Origin of the sequence: Rhizobium sp. WYJ-E13 (assembly GCF_018987265.1) — a bacterium.
Taxonomy (GTDB): domain Bacteria; phylum Pseudomonadota; class Alphaproteobacteria; order Rhizobiales; family Rhizobiaceae; genus Rhizobium.
Genome location: NZ_CP076853.1, coordinates 3,041,730 through 3,057,717 on the forward strand (window position 1 = coordinate 3,041,730; position 15,988 = coordinate 3,057,717).

17 protein-coding genes are annotated in these 15,988 nt (G+C 61.4%); 12 read left to right on the forward strand and 5 right to left on the reverse strand.

Annotated features, from left to right (window positions below):
- Positions 1 to 37 precede the first annotated feature (37 nt).
- Genes KQ933_RS15295 through KQ933_RS15305 form a run of 3 tightly spaced genes read left to right on the forward strand, consistent with a single transcriptional unit; the run spans position 38 to position 2,868 of the window.
- Positions 38 to 1,144, forward strand: coding sequence for an ABC transporter ATP-binding protein (locus tag KQ933_RS15295; protein WP_216755678.1), 1,107 nt, complete (start codon positions 38 to 40; stop codon positions 1,142 to 1,144).
- Positions 1,141 to 2,022 (forward strand): ABC transporter permease, encoded by an 882-nt coding sequence (locus KQ933_RS15300; protein WP_216755679.1) that lies wholly within the window; start codon positions 1,141 to 1,143, stop codon positions 2,020 to 2,022. The genes KQ933_RS15295 and KQ933_RS15300 overlap by 4 nt, the downstream gene beginning before the upstream one ends.
- Positions 2,023 to 2,025: 3 nt before the next feature.
- Positions 2,026 to 2,868, forward strand: a complete 843-nt coding sequence (locus KQ933_RS15305; protein WP_216755680.1) for an ABC transporter permease — start codon at positions 2,026 to 2,028, stop codon at positions 2,866 to 2,868.
- Positions 2,869 to 2,904: 36 nt separating this feature from the next.
- Here the strand turns inward: KQ933_RS15305 and ppk2 are convergent, their stop codons facing one another.
- A complete protein-coding gene (gene ppk2, locus KQ933_RS15310) occupies positions 2,905 to 3,813 on the reverse strand; it encodes a polyphosphate kinase 2 (protein WP_216755681.1) in 909 nt (302 codons plus the stop codon).
- Positions 3,814 to 4,144: 331 nt separating this feature from the next.
- Here ppk2 and KQ933_RS15315 point away from each other — a divergent pair, with 331 nt between their 5' ends.
- The 5 genes from KQ933_RS15315 to KQ933_RS15335 are packed head-to-tail and all read left to right on the forward strand — an operon-like array spanning position 4,145 to position 8,707.
- On the forward strand, positions 4,145 to 5,320 hold the full coding sequence (locus tag KQ933_RS15315) for an ABC transporter substrate-binding protein (RefSeq protein ID WP_216755682.1): 1,176 nt from the start codon (positions 4,145 to 4,147) through the stop codon (positions 5,318 to 5,320).
- A gap of 54 nt (positions 5,321 to 5,374) precedes the next feature.
- Positions 5,375 to 6,235 carry a branched-chain amino acid ABC transporter permease gene (locus tag KQ933_RS15320; RefSeq protein WP_216755683.1) on the forward strand — a complete coding sequence of 287 codons (861 nt, stop codon included), beginning with the start codon at positions 5,375 to 5,377 and terminating at the stop codon, positions 6,233 to 6,235.
- On the forward strand, positions 6,232 to 7,266 hold the full coding sequence (locus KQ933_RS15325; RefSeq protein WP_216755684.1) for a branched-chain amino acid ABC transporter permease: 1,035 nt from the start codon (positions 6,232 to 6,234) through the stop codon (positions 7,264 to 7,266). The genes KQ933_RS15320 and KQ933_RS15325 overlap by 4 nt, the downstream gene beginning before the upstream one ends.
- Positions 7,263 to 8,009: an ABC transporter ATP-binding protein gene (locus KQ933_RS15330; RefSeq protein WP_216755685.1), complete on the forward strand. Its 747-nt coding sequence runs from the start codon at positions 7,263 to 7,265 to the stop codon at positions 8,007 to 8,009. Before KQ933_RS15325 ends, KQ933_RS15330 begins: the two co-directional genes overlap by 4 nt.
- Entirely contained in the window at positions 8,009 to 8,707 is a 699-nt protein-coding gene (locus tag KQ933_RS15335; RefSeq protein WP_216755686.1) for an ABC transporter ATP-binding protein, read from the forward strand. The genes KQ933_RS15330 and KQ933_RS15335 overlap by 1 nt, the downstream gene beginning before the upstream one ends.
- 3 nt (positions 8,708 to 8,710) lie before the next feature.
- Here the strand turns inward: KQ933_RS15335 and murA are convergent, their stop codons facing one another.
- From murA to KQ933_RS15350, 3 genes are all read right to left on the reverse strand, one after another.
- Positions 8,711 to 10,024: a UDP-N-acetylglucosamine 1-carboxyvinyltransferase gene (murA, locus tag KQ933_RS15340; RefSeq protein WP_253958246.1), complete on the reverse strand. Its 1,314-nt coding sequence runs from the start codon at positions 10,022 to 10,024 to the stop codon at positions 8,711 to 8,713.
- A 203-nt stretch (positions 10,025 to 10,227) separates the two neighbouring features.
- Positions 10,228 to 11,640, reverse strand: a complete 1,413-nt coding sequence (locus KQ933_RS15345) for an aminomethyltransferase family protein (RefSeq protein WP_216755688.1) — start codon at positions 11,638 to 11,640, stop codon at positions 10,228 to 10,230.
- 155 nt (positions 11,641 to 11,795) lie between these two features.
- Positions 11,796 to 12,530 carry a GntR family transcriptional regulator gene (locus KQ933_RS15350; RefSeq protein WP_183732551.1) on the reverse strand — a complete coding sequence of 245 codons (735 nt, stop codon included), beginning with the start codon at positions 12,528 to 12,530 and terminating at the stop codon, positions 11,796 to 11,798.
- 198 nt (positions 12,531 to 12,728) lie between these two features.
- Between KQ933_RS15350 and KQ933_RS15355 the strand changes: the two genes are divergently transcribed.
- From KQ933_RS15355 to KQ933_RS15370, 4 genes are read left to right on the forward strand one after another with little or no spacing between them, the layout of a single operon-like run.
- Positions 12,729 to 13,439 carry an alpha/beta fold hydrolase gene (locus tag KQ933_RS15355; protein ID WP_216755689.1) on the forward strand — a complete coding sequence of 237 codons (711 nt, stop codon included), beginning with the start codon at positions 12,729 to 12,731 and terminating at the stop codon, positions 13,437 to 13,439.
- A complete protein-coding gene (locus KQ933_RS15360) occupies positions 13,432 to 13,785 on the forward strand; it encodes an extradiol ring-cleavage dioxygenase (protein WP_216755690.1) in 354 nt (117 codons plus the stop codon). The genes KQ933_RS15355 and KQ933_RS15360 overlap by 8 nt, the downstream gene beginning before the upstream one ends.
- Positions 13,778 to 14,620, forward strand: coding sequence for a class III extradiol dioxygenase family protein (locus KQ933_RS15365; RefSeq protein WP_216755691.1), 843 nt, complete (start codon positions 13,778 to 13,780; stop codon positions 14,618 to 14,620). The genes KQ933_RS15360 and KQ933_RS15365 overlap by 8 nt, the downstream gene beginning before the upstream one ends.
- Positions 14,620 to 14,946, forward strand: coding sequence for a YciI family protein (locus KQ933_RS15370; RefSeq protein WP_216755692.1), 327 nt, complete (start codon positions 14,620 to 14,622; stop codon positions 14,944 to 14,946). The genes KQ933_RS15365 and KQ933_RS15370 overlap by 1 nt, the downstream gene beginning before the upstream one ends.
- 148 nt (positions 14,947 to 15,094) lie before the next feature.
- On the opposite strand, the gene KQ933_RS15375 is transcribed toward KQ933_RS15370, so the two are convergent.
- On the reverse strand, positions 15,095 to 15,961 hold the full coding sequence (locus KQ933_RS15375) for an NAD(P)-dependent oxidoreductase (protein WP_216755693.1): 867 nt from the start codon (positions 15,959 to 15,961) through the stop codon (positions 15,095 to 15,097).
- Positions 15,962 to 15,988: the final 27 nt, after the last annotated feature.

Below are 15,988 nucleotides of genomic sequence, written 5' to 3' on the forward strand. Positions count from 1 at the left end.
TCCGGCGCCGGATTTCTAGCGGCATGACCGCCGATAAATGGAGATCGCATTGACTTTGCCGGTTCAAAACGCAGCAGCGCTGTCATCGCGGAAGAATGCGCGCCTTGAGCTTGATGGCATCAGGCGATCCTTCGGCGCCTATAACGCCCTCGACGGGATCGACCTCGCGATTGAACCCGGCGAATTTATCGCGCTTCTCGGCCCCTCCGGTTGCGGCAAATCCACGGCGCTGAATTGCATAGCCGGCCTGCTTGGCCTTTCCGGCGGTGAAATCCGCCTCGGCGGCAACCGCATCGACCAACTGGAGCCGGAAAAGCGTGGCTTCGGCATGGTCTTCCAGAGCTACGCCCTCTTCCCGCATATGAGCGTGCGCAAGAATGTCGGCTTCGGCCTTGCTATGCAAGGTATTCGCGGCGCCGAGGCCGACAAACGCGTCATCGATGCACTGGCCCTCGTGCGCCTCGAAAACCAGGCGGACAAGCTGCCCGGCCAGCTCTCCGGCGGCCAGCAGCAGCGCGTCGCCATTGCCCGCGCTATCGTCATCCGCCCGCCGATCGTGCTGATGGACGAACCACTCTCCAACCTCGACGCCAAGCTGCGCCTGGAAATGCGCGCCGAAATCCGCGGCATCCACGATCAGATCGGCTCGACCACCATCTATGTCACACACGACCAAGATGAGGCACTTTCGCTTGCCGACCGTATCGTCGTCATGAGCCAGGGCCATATTCAGCAGATCGGCACGCCGCAGGATCTCTACCAGCGACCGGTCAACCTCAATGTTGCCGATTTCATGGGCTTCCGCACCCGCATTCCCGGTCGCGTGGTCTCCGTCTCCGGTAATGAGGCAGAAATCGAAGCCCCCGGCGCGCGGCTGACCGGCACCATGCGCGATACGCTCAAGGTCGGCGATGCCGCCGTTCTCTCCGTACGTCCGGAAGACCTCGTCGCGACTACCGACGGCACCGGCATCCCCGTCACCGTTGCCAGCACCGAATATCGCGGCCGCGCTTTCTTCGGCATGGCCCGCTCGAAGGATGGATCGGAACTCTATTTCCGCGCCGATGATGCTTTGCCGCGCGGTGCCGCCGCCTCGCTTCAGCCAGTCGCAGGCCGCTCGCTCGTCTTCAAGGGGGCAGCATGAGCGGCCCGTCGCTGAAAACCAGGCTTGCCGCACAAGGCCTCGACGGCACAACGCTGCTTGTGCTGCCAGGCCTCATATTCATGATCGCCCTCTTCATCTATCCCTTCGTCTATGGCGTGGCAGATTCGCTGATGCCGAAGGATGGCGGGAGCTGGTACGAGAACTACGCGAAGTTCTTCTCCGACCAGTTCCAGTACGGCACGATCGCCAATACCATGTGGCTCGCCTTGCCTGTTACCATCGTCAACCTGGCTTTCGCAGTCCCTGTTGCGTTTCGCGTCCGGCTGATGCGCCGCCAGCGTCTGCTGACGACGATCCTCGTGCTGCCGATCACGCTCGGCACCGTCTTCGTCGCTGATGGCCTGCTGACCTTTCTCGGCCCGCGAGGCTGGTTCAACGAGACGTTGATCCTGTTCGGCATCCTGGATTCGCCAGTCAAGCTCACCAACAACTACTGGGGCGTCTTTGCCTCGCTGCTGATAACCGGTTTTCCCTTCGCCTTCCTGCTGACGCTGTCCTACATCACCGGCATCGACCCAGCGATCGAGCAGGCTGCCGCCACGCTCGGCGCCAATGCACGGCGGCGCTTCATGCGCGTTTTCCTGCCGCTCCTGGTGCCCGGCCTTGCCGTGACCTTCTGCCTCTCTTTCGTGCAGGCCTTCGCCGTTTTCCCGTCCGCCGTCCTGCTCGGCGCTCCGGCCGGGCCGACGCGGGTCATCTCGATCGCCGCCTATCAGGCCGCTTTCGAGCAGTATGACCATTCCTACGGCACGGCGATCGCCCTCATCATGGGTGGCGTCGAGCTCATCGTTGTCGTCGCCATTCTCGGCGCACGTTCGTTCTTCTACCGCGGCCCTGCCGGCGGCACGAAAGGCTGAGCCATGATCCGTGACCAGGGTCTTACTTCGAAGATCTGGCGTATCGCCGTCTGGGCGCTCGCCACCCTCTTCGTCCTCAATTTGCTTGCAGTCATCGCAGCCGTGATCGTCAATTCCTTCGCCACACGCTGGCTCGGCACATGGCTGCCACGCGGCTGGACGGATCGCTGGTACTTCAGCGCCTGGAAAGAGTTCCAGCTTTCCAGCGTCGTCATCGTCACCTTCGAGATGGCCTTCGTCGTCGTCCTCATCTCCGGCATTCTCGGCGTGATGACCGCCTATTCACTGGCGCGGCGCGACTTTCCGGGCAAGCGCGCCATCATCCTGCTCTTCCTGCTGCCGCTGCTGATTCCACCGCTGACCTATGGTATTCCGCTGGCCACAGTCCTTTACCAGCTGGGTCTCGGCGGCACGTTCTGGGGCGTAGTACTGATCAATCTCGTGCCGTCTTTCCCCTTCGTCGTGCTCGTCATGATCCCCTTCATCGAGCAGATCGATCCGCGCATCGAAGCGGCCGCCCGCGTCTTCGGTGCGGGCACCACCAGCCTCTTCATCCGTATCCTGCTGCCGCTCTTGCTGCCCGGCATGCTGGCAGCACTTCTACTCGTTCTGGTACGCACGCTGGCGATGTTCGAGCTGACCTTCCTCATCGCCGGACCGCAGACCCAGACGCTCGTCGTCTCTCTTTATTACGCGGTCTTCGCATCCGGCGTACGCGCCAGCCAGTCGATCGATGCGATGGCGGTGGTCTATATGGTGACGACGCTCTTCTGGCTCATCATCGCCCTGCAATTCGTCAATCCGACGCAGATCGTCGCCCGAGCCAAGCAGCAATCGGCGCATTGAGATGTTGCTGCCGGAGACCAGCAGCAACCTTTGCAATCAATAGACTTCGGGAACGTACATTTCCTGAGGAACGGCGCTGCGTTGATAATCGTCGTGGCGCACGCGCTCAGGAAGCACGATCTCCTGCTTCGGCACGTCCTCATAAGGGATCTGGCCCAGCAGATGCGCGATGCAGTTCAAGCGCGCTCGCTTCTTGTCCACCGCCTGGACGATCCACCACGGCGCTTCGTCGATATGCGTGCGGTCAAGCATCTCTTCCTTGGCCTTGGTATATTCCTCCCAGTGAACACGGCTCTGCAGGTCCATCGGCGAAAGCTTCCACTGTTTCAGCGGATCGTGGATACGCATGTTGAAGCGGAATTCCTGCTCCTCATCGGTGATCGAGAACCAATACTTGATGAGGATGATGCCGGAACGCACCAGCATGCGCTCGAATTCCGGCACCGAACGGAAGAACTCTTCCAGCTCATCCTTCGTGCAGAAGCCCATCACACGCTCGACACCGGCGCGATTGTACCAGCTGCGGTCGAAGAGCACCATTTCGCCCGCTGACGGCAGATGTGGAACATAGCGCTGGAAATACCACTGGTTCCGTTCGCGCTCGGTCGGTGCCGGAAGGGCGACCACGCGGCAGACACGCGGGTTGAGGCGCTGGGTCACGCGCTTGATCGCGCCGCCCTTGCCGGCGGAGTCGCGGCCTTCGAAAAGCACGACGACCTTGAGCTTCTTGTACTGGACCCAGTCCTGAAGACGAACGAGCTCATGCTGCAGGCGGAAGAGCTCGCGGAAATAGAGCTTGCGGTCGAGCGTCTGCTCGGCCGGGCCTGACATGCCTTCAGCAACCAGCTCGTCGAGCCGGTCCTCCTCCATCTGCATTTCCAGCTCCTCGTCGAAGCTGTCGGCGATTTCGTTCTTGATACGGTCGAGCTGAGTGTTTTCGATCATGGCACGCTCCCTATTCAATCCGCTCGATAAAGCACGTTCTCGCCATAGCTATATGACAGAGTTGCGACGATCGAAATTTTGCTTTGGCAAAACGCAAAATCAGGAGCGCGAACACCGTCGGCCGAAGCTTTCATGGCCGTTTTGCCAAGCCCAATTGGGGGGTCTGACTGATGGCGGCACCTTGTGCCATGTCGAGTTTTATGTATACATTGATGTTGCTGAGCAATTTCGCGACATCAGCTTTTTCCTCTGGAGGAGAGAGGGAAAACGTTCAGGTCGCGGGCATATCTCCCGGAGAGAGATATGGTGCGCAACAATGGGAGGAGTATACATGATTTCGTTTTCGAGAAGACTATTGATAGCCGGCGCGGCGCTCGCCACGCTTGCCGGCTTGCCTGCATTTGCACAGGAAACGGTCAAGATCGGCGTGATCCTGCCGATGACGGGTCCTTTCGCCTCAACCGGACGCCAGGTCGAGGCTGGCGCTCGCGCATACATGGCAATCAATGGCGACACGGTTGCAGGCAAGAAGATCGAACTTGTCCTGCGTGACGATGCCGGCACCGCCGATCAGACCCGTCGCATCGCCCAGGAACTCGTCGTCAATGATGGCGTCAAGATGCTCGTCGGCTTCGGCCTGACGCCACTTGCCATGGGTGTCGCCCCGGTTCTGAACCAAGCCAAGGTCCCGGCCATCATCACTTCGGCCACGACCTCAGCCATCATGAAACAGTCGCCCTATTTCGTGCGCACCTCGATGGCCGGCCCGCAATCCGCAGTTCCGGTCGCCACTTGGGCCGTCCAGAACAATATGAAGCGGGTCGTCACGCTGGTGACCGATTACGGTCCAGGCATCGACATCGAAAAGGGCTTTACCGACCAGTTCAAGAAGGAAGGCGGCACGGTCGTCGAAGCGCTCCGTGTTCCCTTGCAGAACCCGGATTTCGCCCCCTTCCTTCAGCGCGTGCGCGATGCCAAGCCTGATGCCCTCTTTGTCTTCGTCCCCTCGGGCGTCGGCGCAATCTTCATGAAGCAGTTCATCGATCGTGGCCTTGCCGATGCAGGCATCAAGCTGATCGCCACCGGCGACGTGACCGATGACGACCTCCTGAACGGCATGGGACCGGCTGCCAAGGGCGTGATTACCGGGCATTTCTATTCGACCGATCACGACAGCCCGGAAAACAAGGCCTTCGTCGCCGAAGTTCGCAAGACCAACAAGAACATGCGCCCGAACTTCATGTCGGTCGGCGGTTATGACGCCATGCATGTCGCCTATGCCGCACTCGAAAAGACAGGCGGCGATACGGACGGAACCAAGCTTATCGACGCCATGAAGGGCATGGAATTCGTCAGCCCGCGCGGCCCTGTTACCATCGATCCTGATACCCGCGACATCGTACAGGACATCTACATGCGCGAGGTCAAAGAGAAGAATGGCGAGCTCTACAATGTCGAGTTCGCGACTTACCCGAAGATCCACGATCCGAATACGGCTGCCAAGTAAGCCTGTGAAGCAGGCGGCGGAAGCGATTCCGCCGCCTGGATGCAGTGAGGTCTCATGCTGACAATCCTGTTCGACGGCATCGCCTACGGCATGCTTCTCTTTGTTCTCGCCTGCGGATTGTCGGTCACGCTGGGCCTGATGAATTTCGTCAATCTGGCGCATGGCGCCTTCGCCATGGCCGGCGGCTATATCACCGTCATCATGATGAACCGCTACGGCATTTCCTTCTATTGGTGCCTGCCGGCCGCCTTCATCCTTACGGCGTTTATCGGCGTGGTGCTCGAACGTCTGCTCTACCGTCGCCTCTATTCGGCGTCGCATCTCGATCAGGTGCTGTTTTCGATCGGCCTTGTCTTCATGTCGATTGCCGCGATTGACTATTTCATGGGCGGCCAGCAGCAGTTGATCAATCTGCCGCCCGAACTCAGCGGCCGCTTCGGCTTCATGGGTGTCGATATTGGCCGCTACCGGCTCTTCATCATTGTCATCTGCGCGGTGCTGACGGCAGCACTCCAACTGGCGCTCACCCGCACCCGCTTCGGCAGCCAGCTTCGCGCCGCCGTCGATGATGGACGTGTCGCGCGCGGCTTAGGCATCAATGTCTCCGTCATCTTCGCGCTGACCTTCGCTCTCGGTTCCGGCCTCGCCGGTCTCGGCGGCGCGCTCGGCACCGAACTGCTTGGCCTCGACCCGAACTTTCCGCTGAAATACCTCATCTATTTCATGATCGTCGTCACCGTTGGCGGTACCTCGTCCATCACCGGCCCCTTCATCGCAGCACTTCTGCTCGGTATCGCCGATGTCGCCGGCAAATATTACGTGCCGCAGCTCGGCGCCTTTATCATCTATGCCGTCATGATCCTTGTGCTGATCCTCCGGCCCCATGGCCTCTTTTCCCGGGAGGGCGGCCGATGAGCGGCGAACGTAACAACGCCTCTATGGAGGCCATAAGGCTCTTGAAGCGCGCCGGCCGCTGGCAGATCTGGGAATTTGCTCTCTGGCTGGTCGCTATCACCGCGATCTTCGTCCTGCCGTCACAAATGCTGATCCTGACGGAGATCGCCATCCTGGCACTCTTTGCCATCTCGCTGGATCTGATCCTCGGTTATACCGGCATAGTCTCGCTCGGCCATACCGCCTTTTTTGGCCTCGGCGCCTATGCGGCCGGTCTCTTCGCTGTGCATGTCTCCGGCGAGCCAATCGTCGGCCTGCTGGCAGCCGCTGTCGTGAGCGGCCTCTTCGGCTTCCTGACAAGTTTCCTCGTGTTGCGAGGCTCCGATCTGACGCGCCTGATGACCACCTTCGGCGTCGCCATGCTGCTCGCCGAAGTCGTCAATCAGGCAGCCTGGCTCACCGGCGGCGCCGACGGTCTGAGCGGTGTGATGCTGAATCCGATCCTCGGCTATTTCGAATTCGATCTCTGGGGCCGCACCGGCTATATCTACTGTCTGATCGTGCTGGTCGGTCTGACCTACGTCGCCCGCCGCATCGTCAATTCGCCCTTCGGTCTGTCACTGAAGGCGATCAAGCGCAACCAGCGCCGTGCCTCCATGCTCGGCGTCTCGCCCGCCCGCCGTATCGTCGCGATCTACACGATCTCGGCCGCGTACGCCGGCATTGCAGGCGCCCTGCTGACGCAGACGACGAGCTTCGTCTCGCCCGACGTGCTCGCCTTCCACCGATCGGCCGAGGTACTGCTGGTGCTGGTCATCGGCGGCGTCGGTTATCTCTATGGCGGCGTCTTCGGCGCGGTCCTCTTCTCCATCCTGCGCAACTGGCTCTCAGTCATCACCCCGCAATACTGGATGTTCTGGATCGGCCTCGTGCTCATCATCATCGTTCTGGTCGGACGCGAGCGTCTCACAAGCTGGCAGACCCTCCTGCCGGGCACGGCACGTAAACGCGAGACGCAGGTGCCGCACACCGTCGCGGAGGAAAGCAAATGACGCTTGCGCTGGAAACCCGCCATCTCGTCAAACGCTTCGGTGGCTTCGTCGCCACCAACGACGTCTCGCTGCAGATCCGCCAGGGCGCCCGCCATGCGCTGATCGGACCGAACGGAGCCGGCAAGACCACGATCATCAACCTGCTGACCGGCGTCCTGACACCGAACAGCGGCGAGATCCTGCTCGCTGGCGAGGACATTACCGGCCTGTCCTCCTATCGACGCGTCGGCAAGGGTCTTTCCCGCACCTTCCAGATCAACCAGCTCTTCGGCGATTTCACGCCTCTCGACTCCGTCATGCTGGCAATCAGCGAACGCAAAGGCCATGGCCGTTTCGCCTGGCGGCCGCTTTCGGCAGACCGCGAAGTGGCTGATGAAGCCGCCAGCCTGCTGGAGCGTTTCCGCCTAGTCGATGCCATGGGCACGCCGACAACACTCCTGCCCTACGGCAAGCAGCGCCTGCTGGAGATCGCGCTGGCGATTGCCATGCAGCCGAAGGTCCTGCTGCTTGACGAGCCGGCCGCCGGCGTTCCCGAAGAGGAACGCCATGAGGTCCTCGGCATCGTCCGCGACCTGCCGGCCAATGTCACGGTCGTATTGATCGAACACGATATGGACCTCGTCTTTTCCTTTGCAGACCGCATCTCGGTGCTCGCCGCCGGTGCGCTCTTCGCCGAAGGGACTGTCGCCGAAATCTCTGGGGATTCGCAGGTCAAAGCTATCTATCTCGGGGAGGACGCCTGATGGCCGAACTGCTGCGGATCGAGCGCCTCGTCGCCGGCTATGGCGAGGCCCATGTCCTCGCCAAGGTGGATTTCACGCTGGAGGAAGGTCGCTCGCTGGCATTGCTCGGCCGCAACGGCGCCGGCAAGACCACTCTGCTCAACACGATCATCGGTGTCACCACCCACCATGCCGGCTCCATCCACTTGCAGCAGCGCGACATCACCCGGCTTAGGGCAGAGAAGCGCGCGCCGCTCGGCATCGGCTGGGTGCCGCAGGAGCGCAACATCTTTCGTTCGCTGACGGTAGAGGAGAACCTGATGGCCAGCGCCCGCCCCGGCGCCTGGAATGTCGGGCGCGTCTACCAGATGTTTCCGCGCCTTAGGGAGCGCCGCCGCAACCTCGGCAACCAGCTCTCCGGCGGAGAGCAGCAGATGCTCGCCATTGCCCGCGCGCTGATGCTCAATCCTAAGGTTCTGCTGCTCGACGAACCGCTGGAAGGCCTCGCCCCGATCATTGTCGACGAGCTTCTGGCCGCACTTCGCCGCATCGTCACCGGCGAAGGCATGTCGGCGATCATCGTCGAGCAGAAGGCCCGCAAGGTACTGCCGCTGACCGACGAGGTCATCGTTCTCGAACGAGGCGCGGTCACCTACCGCAACACGTCCGAAGCGCTTCTCGCCTCACCCGAAACTCTGGACGCTCACCTGGGCGTTTGAGGATTAAGCTTCGCGCGGTGGCACGCGGGTGATGCTCGCACCGAGCGCGTTCAGGCGTTCCTCGATCCGCTCATAGCCGCGTTCGATCTGCTGGGCATTGTTGATGACGCTGGTGCCCTCGGCGCACATAGCGGCGATCAGCATCGCCATGCCGGCGCGGATGTCCGGGCTCTCCACCTGCGCGGCCCGCAGCTTGGAAGGACCGGCGACGATCGCGCGATGCGGATCGCAGAGCACGATGCGCGCGCCCATGGCGATCAGCTTGTCGACGAAGAACATCCGGCTTTCGAACATCTTCTCGAACATCAGCACCACGCCTTCGCATTGTGAGGCAGTGACGATGGCAATCGACATCGTATCGGCAGGGAAAGCCGGCCAAGGCTGGTCTTCGATCTTCGGAATATGGCCGCCGAAATCCGGCTGGATCTTCATCTCCTGCCCCGCCGACACCACGAGATCGTCGCCCTCGATGCGGCAGCGGATGCCAAGACGCTCGAAGGTCATCAGCGTCGAGCGCAGATGCTCAACACCCGCCCGGCGGATGGTGATTTCAGAACCGGTGACAGCAGCAAGGCCGATCAGCGAGCCGATCTCGTTATGGTCGGGACCGATCCGGTGCGATGCACCACCGAGCGGTTGGCCGCCATGAATGGTCATTGTATTGGTGCCGATACCCTCGATCTTCGCGCCCATGGCGATGAGGAAATGCGCGAGATCCTGAACATGCGGCTCGGACGCGCAATTGCGCAGGATCGTCTTACCCTCGGCGGCAACAGCCGCACAGAGCGCGTTTTCCGTCGCGGTGACCGACGGTTCGTCGAGGAAGACGTCGGCGCCGCGCAACTGCTTCGCGCGGAAGCTGTAGGAGCCGTTGACGCCGATTTCGGCGCCAAGCTGTTCCAGAGCCAGGAAATGCGTATCGACGCGGCGGCGACCGATGACATCGCCGCCCGGCGGCGGCAACGTGATCTCGCCACAGCGCGCCAGCATCGGACCGGCAAGCAGGATGGACGCCCGGATACGAGCGCAGAGGCCGGGATCGAGATCGGCCGGCTTGAGATCGCTCGCTTCGATTTCCAACTCGTTGCGGCCGAGCCAGCGTGCCCTAGCACCGACGGACTGGATCAGTTCGACCAGCGCTTCGACATCGCGAATACGCGGCACATTGGTCAGATACACCAGCTTGTCGGTCAGCAGCGAGGCGGCAATGATCGGCAAGGCGGCATTCTTATTGCCGCTCGGCTGGATCTCGCCGGCAAGGCGATGGCCGCCCTCGACGATGTACTGAATTCGCTCATGCGGCTGGGCCTGTGCCACTGCTGTCATCCTTGTTCGATTCGATTTTTCAGAGGGCATATCTGCTTTGTCATTGTGACATCGGAGTGATCGCCCATTGGGAAGTGTGGCTGTTTTAGCGCCCCCGCGCGTGGACGGCTAGAGCCAGGGCGACCGGAGGGATCCATAAAAAACGGCGCCCTCCCGAGCGCCGTCGTGAACACCGTGGATGGTGGTGTCGAACCTCAGCTCTTCTTGCTACGCCAGCTGTCGGCGTAATTCTCGCGAGCTTCACGGGAATAGGGCGTGGGCGACACGCGTACACGGATTTCCGCCTGCTTGTGCGGTTCGACCGAGGTCTTCCCTGACCCACCATCGGGTTCGCCCCAGACGAGGGTCAGCACGTCGCCGACCTCGACATCGGCATCGACGATGCCGAGCGAAAGCATGCAGCGTTCATTGTAGCTGTAGCCGTTGAACATCGACATACCGACCATCTTGCCGTCGCGCAGGATCTTGTCGGCACTGGTCGAGGCATAGTTCGGCTGCGGGAAGTCGATCCATTTGAAATGATCCTCGCCCGGACGGAAGGCCGAAGCGATGACGTTGACGACATCTTCGGCATTCCACTCGAAGGTCACCTTCTTGCGACTCGTCTGGCCCTTCAACTTCTCGAGCGCGGACTTGCCGATGAAATCGTCCTTCTTCCAGCCGATGTAGAAGTCGTAGCCGAGTTCGAACGGAGTGACGTAATAGTCCTCGATATTGCTGGAAACGAAACTGCCGCCGATCGCGCCCGTTGCTTCGTAGCTGTCGGCGCCGAGCCAGTCGCGATAGGCCGCCAGCATGCCATCACCCGTGTAGATGCCCGGCAGCGGCGACGGGATCCAACCGGATTCCAGCGTGTTGGTAGAGTAGGCACGGCTGCCGCAACGCACGAGATCGACGCCAGCCGCCTTTGCCGATTCCAGGATCACCGACTGGATATAGGCCTTGTCTTCGTAAGGACCCCAGATTTCCAGGCCCGGCGCACCGGACATGCCGTGGCGCAGCGCATTCACCGTCTTCGAGCCGACCTTGATTTTGTCGACATGGAAGAACTTGATGTCAGGGATCGGCCCACCATTCATCCTCTCGAATATCTTGGGAGCATCCGGTCCCTGGATCTGGTAGCGGTAATGCGTACGTAGCACACGTTCGCCTTCCGGTCGCGAAGGCGAGCGCGGATCATATTTCAGGCGCACATTCCACTTGCCGTATGCTGCACAGAACATCAGCCAGTTGGAAGTCGGCGAGCGGCCGACGAGGATGAACTTGTCCTCGCGTTCGCGGAAGATGATCTGGTCGCCAATCACATGACCGGCCGGCGTGACCGGCACGAAATGCTTGGCACGGTTCGTATCGAAATTCGAGAAGGAGTTGACGCCGTGATAGGCGAGGAACGTCTCCGCATCCGGACCCTCGACGGTCAATTCGTCCATATGGTGCGACTGATCGAAGAGGACGGCGGAGTTGCGCCATGCAGCCTGCTCCGAACGCCAGTTGGAAAACTCGGCCGCTACGACCGGGTATACATACATGCCGACCTTGGAATTGCGCAGCAGCTCCACAATATTGCCGGCCGACTTCAAAACTTCGGATAGGTTCGATCTCGCCACCTGATGTCCTCCCATTGGCATGCGATAATGTATACATGAAATGCCCAATACGATCAGATTGCAAGCCTATTTTCTTCCGGCAGCACGGTATTCGATGCGGCAGAAATGCAAGAGGGCGGCCTCAGGCCGCCCTCTCGAAGCCGGATTTAGCCGAATTACCGGTGAATCAGCGCAAGCCCTCTGATCTGCTCGATCAGGGTTGGATCTTCCGCCAGAATGTATTCAAGATTACGTCGCGCCGTGCGTGCATGCTCCCTGGCGATCGCTTCCGCGCGACTGCCTTCGCGTGCTTCGATCGCGCTGACGAGCGCCCTGTGCTGGTCCTGTGCGGATCGGAGCGAACGGCGGAAGGTGGCAATGTCAGCCTTGTCGGGCAAGAAGGCGGAGGGTGAGGCAAAGGGCAACGAGCTCGCCCGTTCCACCTCGCGGCGGATGATCTCGCTGCCGGCGAGCGCCGCAAGCTGGTGATGAAATTTCTCATTCAGGTCGGAATAGGCGTCGAAATCGACATCATCGAGTTGCTCGCCGAAACAGGCGTCGAGCTTGATCACCGTATGCTTGATCTCATCAAGCGCTTCGGGCGCGGCACCGCGCTCTGCAGCGAGCCTTGCCGCCATGCCCTCCATGACGCCGCGCACCTCGATGGAATCGACCACGTCGGCAAAGCCGAAACGGCGAACCACGAAGCCACCATTCGGCAGGCGATCCAGAAGCCCCTCCTCCGTCAGCCGCGACATCGCCTCGCGCACCGGCGTACGTGAAATATCCAGCGCCTCCGCCAATGGCACCTCGAACAGCCGCGTGCCTCCCTGCAATTCGCCGCTCAAAATCTTTTCCCGCAACTCGATAACGGCGCGACGGCCATGCGTTGCGGCTTCACTCTGCTTCATCGGCGCCTCCAATCCCGGCTAAATGTATATAACAGCGCGAACGCATACAAAACCCCAGCCCGAAGCCACTACCTTAGCATGGATCTGTATGCATAACAGCGCTGCCTTCCCATAGAAACGACGATTATCGAACTACACCCGCCAATCTCTTGACATAATGTATACATTTGTGGTGTCTGGTTTGCGGGAGGAACATCGATGACAACGCTCGCGCTCATTCCAGGGCTCGTGTCCGACAGCATCGTCTGGGCACCGCTTGCCGACGTTGTCGCGCACCGTATGCCTGTGCATACGGCCGATGTGTCCCACAGTTCTTCGATATCAGGCATGGCGGAGAGCGTTCTCGCCGCCACCGAAGGTGATCTTATTGTTGCCGGCCATTCCATGGGCGGGCGCGTCGCCATGGAAATGGCGCGCATTGCGCCGGATCGCATCCGCGGACTGGTGCTCGCCAATACCGGCCACCACCCGAAACGCGATGGCGAGGAAGTCAAGCGTCAGCAGATCATCGATCTCGGTCATCACAGCATGGAAGAACTGGCTGACCAGTGGCTGCCACCCATGCTCGACCCCGCCCGGCTTACGGACGCGGAACTGGTCGGCAATCTGCGCGCCATGGTGCTACGTGCCGGCCCCGATGTGCATGAGCGGCAGATCCGTGCGCTGATCAACCGGCCGAATGCCAGCGCCTATATGGCCGGGCTCGGCTGTCCCATCCTGCTTGTCGCCGCGCGCCACGATGGCTGGAGTCCGATCGTCCAGCACCAGGAAATCGCCGATGCGGCGCCGGATGCGGAGCTCGTCGTCATCGAAGATGCCGGCCATTTCGCCCCTGTGGAGCGTCCGGCCGAAGTGACTGCCGCGATCATCGATTGGCTGATGCGCAGATTTGGAGGAATTGATGCCTGAGAAGACAGCGACCATTCCCGATACGCCGCTCTTCGACCGGGTCGGCTCGATCCGCGGCTACCGGCTCAATAAGATGGCGATGGCGCTCGGCCAGCCGGTGAACCGCGAAGCCTTCAAGGCGGATGAAGACACCTATCTCGCTCGGTTCGGCCTGAGCGATGAGGAGAAGGCTGCAGTCAAGAGCCGTGACTGGCACGAGATGGTGCGCCTCGGCGGCAACCTGTTCTTCATCCTGAAAATTGCTGCTGTCGACCCGACGCCGATCACTGAGATCGGTGCCGCGCAGGCCGGCATGTCGCATGAGAATTTTCTCTACGAAAGACTGGGGAAGAAGAAAAATGGCTAAGATCATCGGCGGCCTCGGAACGAGCCACGTCCCTTCGATCGGCGCAGCCCTCGACAAGGGCCTGCGCGACACGCCGGACTGGAAGTCTTTCTTCGATGGCTACGAAGCCGGCAAGCAGTGGATGCGTGAGGCGCGGCCCGACATCGCCGTCGTCGTCTTCAACGATCATGGCAACAGCTTCTTCCTCGACCGCGTGCCGACCTTCGCCGTCGGCGTGGCGGAAACTTATCAGCCGGTCGATGAAGGCTGGGGACCGAGGCCCATTCCAGCCTTCGAAGGCGCCGCCGATTTCTCCTGGCACTTCGTCGACAGACTGGTCGAGCGTCACTTCGATCCGCTGGTCTGCCGCGAGATCGAGGTCGATCACGGCCTGCAGGTGCCGATGGAGCTGTTCTTCGGCCGGCCTGAACGCTGGCCGGTCAAGGTTCTGCCGATCTGGGTGAATACGATCCAGTATCCCATCCCCACACCGCAGCGCTGCTGGGAAATGGGCAAGGTCTTGCGCGAGGCGATTGAAAGCTGGCCAGGCGACGAGCGCGTCGTCATCCTCGGCACCGGCGGCCTGTCGCATCAACTGCAGGGCGCCCGCGCCGGCTTCATCAATCAGACAGCCGATCGCGCCTGGCTGGATGGTATCGCCGCCAATCCCGAACCCTACCGCGCCATGAGCCGCGAAGATTATGTCGAGCAGTTCGGCTCTGAAGGCGCCGAACTCATCATGTGGCTTGTCATGCGCGCCGCGATGAACGAGCGGGTGAACCTCATCCACAAGCACTACCATGCCCCGGCCTCCATGACCGGCGCCGGCATGGTCGTTCTGGAAAACGCCGCCTGATGCCCGCCTTCTTCCTCATGCGCTGCCTGCATCATGCCGGGCAGGAGGCTGCTCGCGATCTGCACCGCCCGGCCCATCGCGCCTGGGTGCAGTCGGGCGGCGAGGGCCTTGCGACGGTGCTGATCGGCTCTGCGCTGCAGGACGAGAGCGGAGCCTCGATCGGCAATTTCGGTATATTGGAAACGACCGGTATCACTGCGGCGAAAGCGTTTGCGGAAGGAGACCCTTTCAACAAGGCAGGCATCGTGGCAAAGATCGAGCTGACGCCACTGCCTGCGACATTCCAGGCTGGACGCGTCAGCGATCCGATGACACCAAGGACATAGAGTTTAGTTCCGCCACCAGCGGGAAGAGTGCCCCGGAGAGGGGCGATGAGGGGGCCGGCGAAGCAAGAGAGGGAACGACGGGAACGAGAGGGACGGTCGCTTGCAAGCCACGGCCCCCTCATCCAGGCCGCGACGGATCCTTGCTTGCTCAACTCTTCTGCGGTTTCAGCCGTATCTCCAGCACGCGTCCGACAGTTTCTTCCAATCCGTCTGCCTGCCCAACGCCGCAGGCGCCCATGCGCTCCTGCACTTCGGCGATCTCCGCTGCCAAGCCGCCGCAAAGCCCGAGCGCATCCAGCGTTGCGGCACTCTCCCGCATCTCGGCCGCCCGTCGCCGGCCGTGCCGCGTCGTGCGTTCCATCTGGTATTCGGCAAATTGCGGCCAGTTGAGGCCGGGGAAAGAACCCGAAAGCGAGGAGAGGATTTCCTCATAGCAGCCGGACGCCTTTGCCGCGAGCAAGGCCTCGACGGTGATCGCCTCCAGCCCTTTCACGAAAAGGGAACGCACCATCTTGATCGCCGTCGCGGCACCGGGCGCCATACCCGCAATCTCGGCAGAAAAACCGAGGCGGAGAAGTTCCGGCAATAACCTTTCGGCCGGCGCACCGGCAAGCAGCACCGGCGTCCGATGCTTGCGCGGATGAACCGGCGCCATGACGGCCATATCGAGATAATTGCCGCCAGCCGCTTCCACGGCGGCAGCCGTCTCCCGCTTTCTGCCGGGAGAGACCGAATTGATATCGATCACCACCTGCCCCTGGCGCAGACGCGGCAGGAGCGGTTCGATAGCCAGCAGGCTTTGATCGGCGGTGACGGCGCTGAACACCCAGTCAACCTCCGAAAGCCCGGCAATAGTCTCCGAAATCTCGGCGCCGCGCGTCCGCATCGCATCCCGCACGGCCTCTCCATTCGAGGCAAGCAGGATATCATAGGCGATGAAGCTCAGGCCCGGCCGACTGAGCCCTTCGTGAAATGCCCTCGCCGCTTCGCCGTACCCAAGAAACCCGATCTTCATGTCAGTCTCCACCTGCAGGGCCACGTC

Bases quoted from the DNA above. Each gene is read 5' to 3' on its own strand.
- KQ933_RS15320 (WP_216755683.1), top strand. From the start codon at position 5,375: ATGCTGACAATCCTGTTCGACGGCATCGCCTACGGCATGCTTCTCTTT.
- KQ933_RS15335 (WP_216755686.1), top strand. From the start codon at position 8,009: ATGGCCGAACTGCTGCGGATCGAGCGCCTCGTCGCCGGCTATGGCGAG.
- KQ933_RS15360 (WP_216755690.1), top strand. From the start codon at position 13,432: ATGCCTGAGAAGACAGCGACCATTCCCGATACGCCGCTCTTCGACCGG.
- KQ933_RS15295 (WP_216755678.1), top strand. From the start codon at position 38: ATGGAGATCGCATTGACTTTGCCGGTTCAAAACGCAGCAGCGCTGTCA.
- KQ933_RS15305 (WP_216755680.1), top strand. From the start codon at position 2,026: ATGATCCGTGACCAGGGTCTTACTTCGAAGATCTGGCGTATCGCCGTC.
- KQ933_RS15350 (WP_183732551.1), bottom strand. From the start codon at position 12,530: ATGAAGCAGAGTGAAGCCGCAACGCATGGCCGTCGCGCCGTTATCGAG.
- KQ933_RS15315 (WP_216755682.1), top strand. From the start codon at position 4,145: ATGATTTCGTTTTCGAGAAGACTATTGATAGCCGGCGCGGCGCTCGCC.
- KQ933_RS15355 (WP_216755689.1), top strand. From the start codon at position 12,729: ATGACAACGCTCGCGCTCATTCCAGGGCTCGTGTCCGACAGCATCGTC.
- KQ933_RS15330 (WP_216755685.1), top strand. From the start codon at position 7,263: ATGACGCTTGCGCTGGAAACCCGCCATCTCGTCAAACGCTTCGGTGGC.
- KQ933_RS15370 (WP_216755692.1), top strand. From the start codon at position 14,620: ATGCCCGCCTTCTTCCTCATGCGCTGCCTGCATCATGCCGGGCAGGAG.
- KQ933_RS15375 (WP_216755693.1), bottom strand. From the start codon at position 15,961: ATGAAGATCGGGTTTCTTGGGTACGGCGAAGCGGCGAGGGCATTTCAC.
- ppk2 (WP_216755681.1), bottom strand. From the start codon at position 3,813: ATGATCGAAAACACTCAGCTCGACCGTATCAAGAACGAAATCGCCGAC.
- KQ933_RS15325 (WP_216755684.1), top strand. From the start codon at position 6,232: ATGAGCGGCGAACGTAACAACGCCTCTATGGAGGCCATAAGGCTCTTG.
- KQ933_RS15365 (WP_216755691.1), top strand. From the start codon at position 13,778: ATGGCTAAGATCATCGGCGGCCTCGGAACGAGCCACGTCCCTTCGATC.
- KQ933_RS15300 (WP_216755679.1), top strand. From the start codon at position 1,141: ATGAGCGGCCCGTCGCTGAAAACCAGGCTTGCCGCACAAGGCCTCGAC.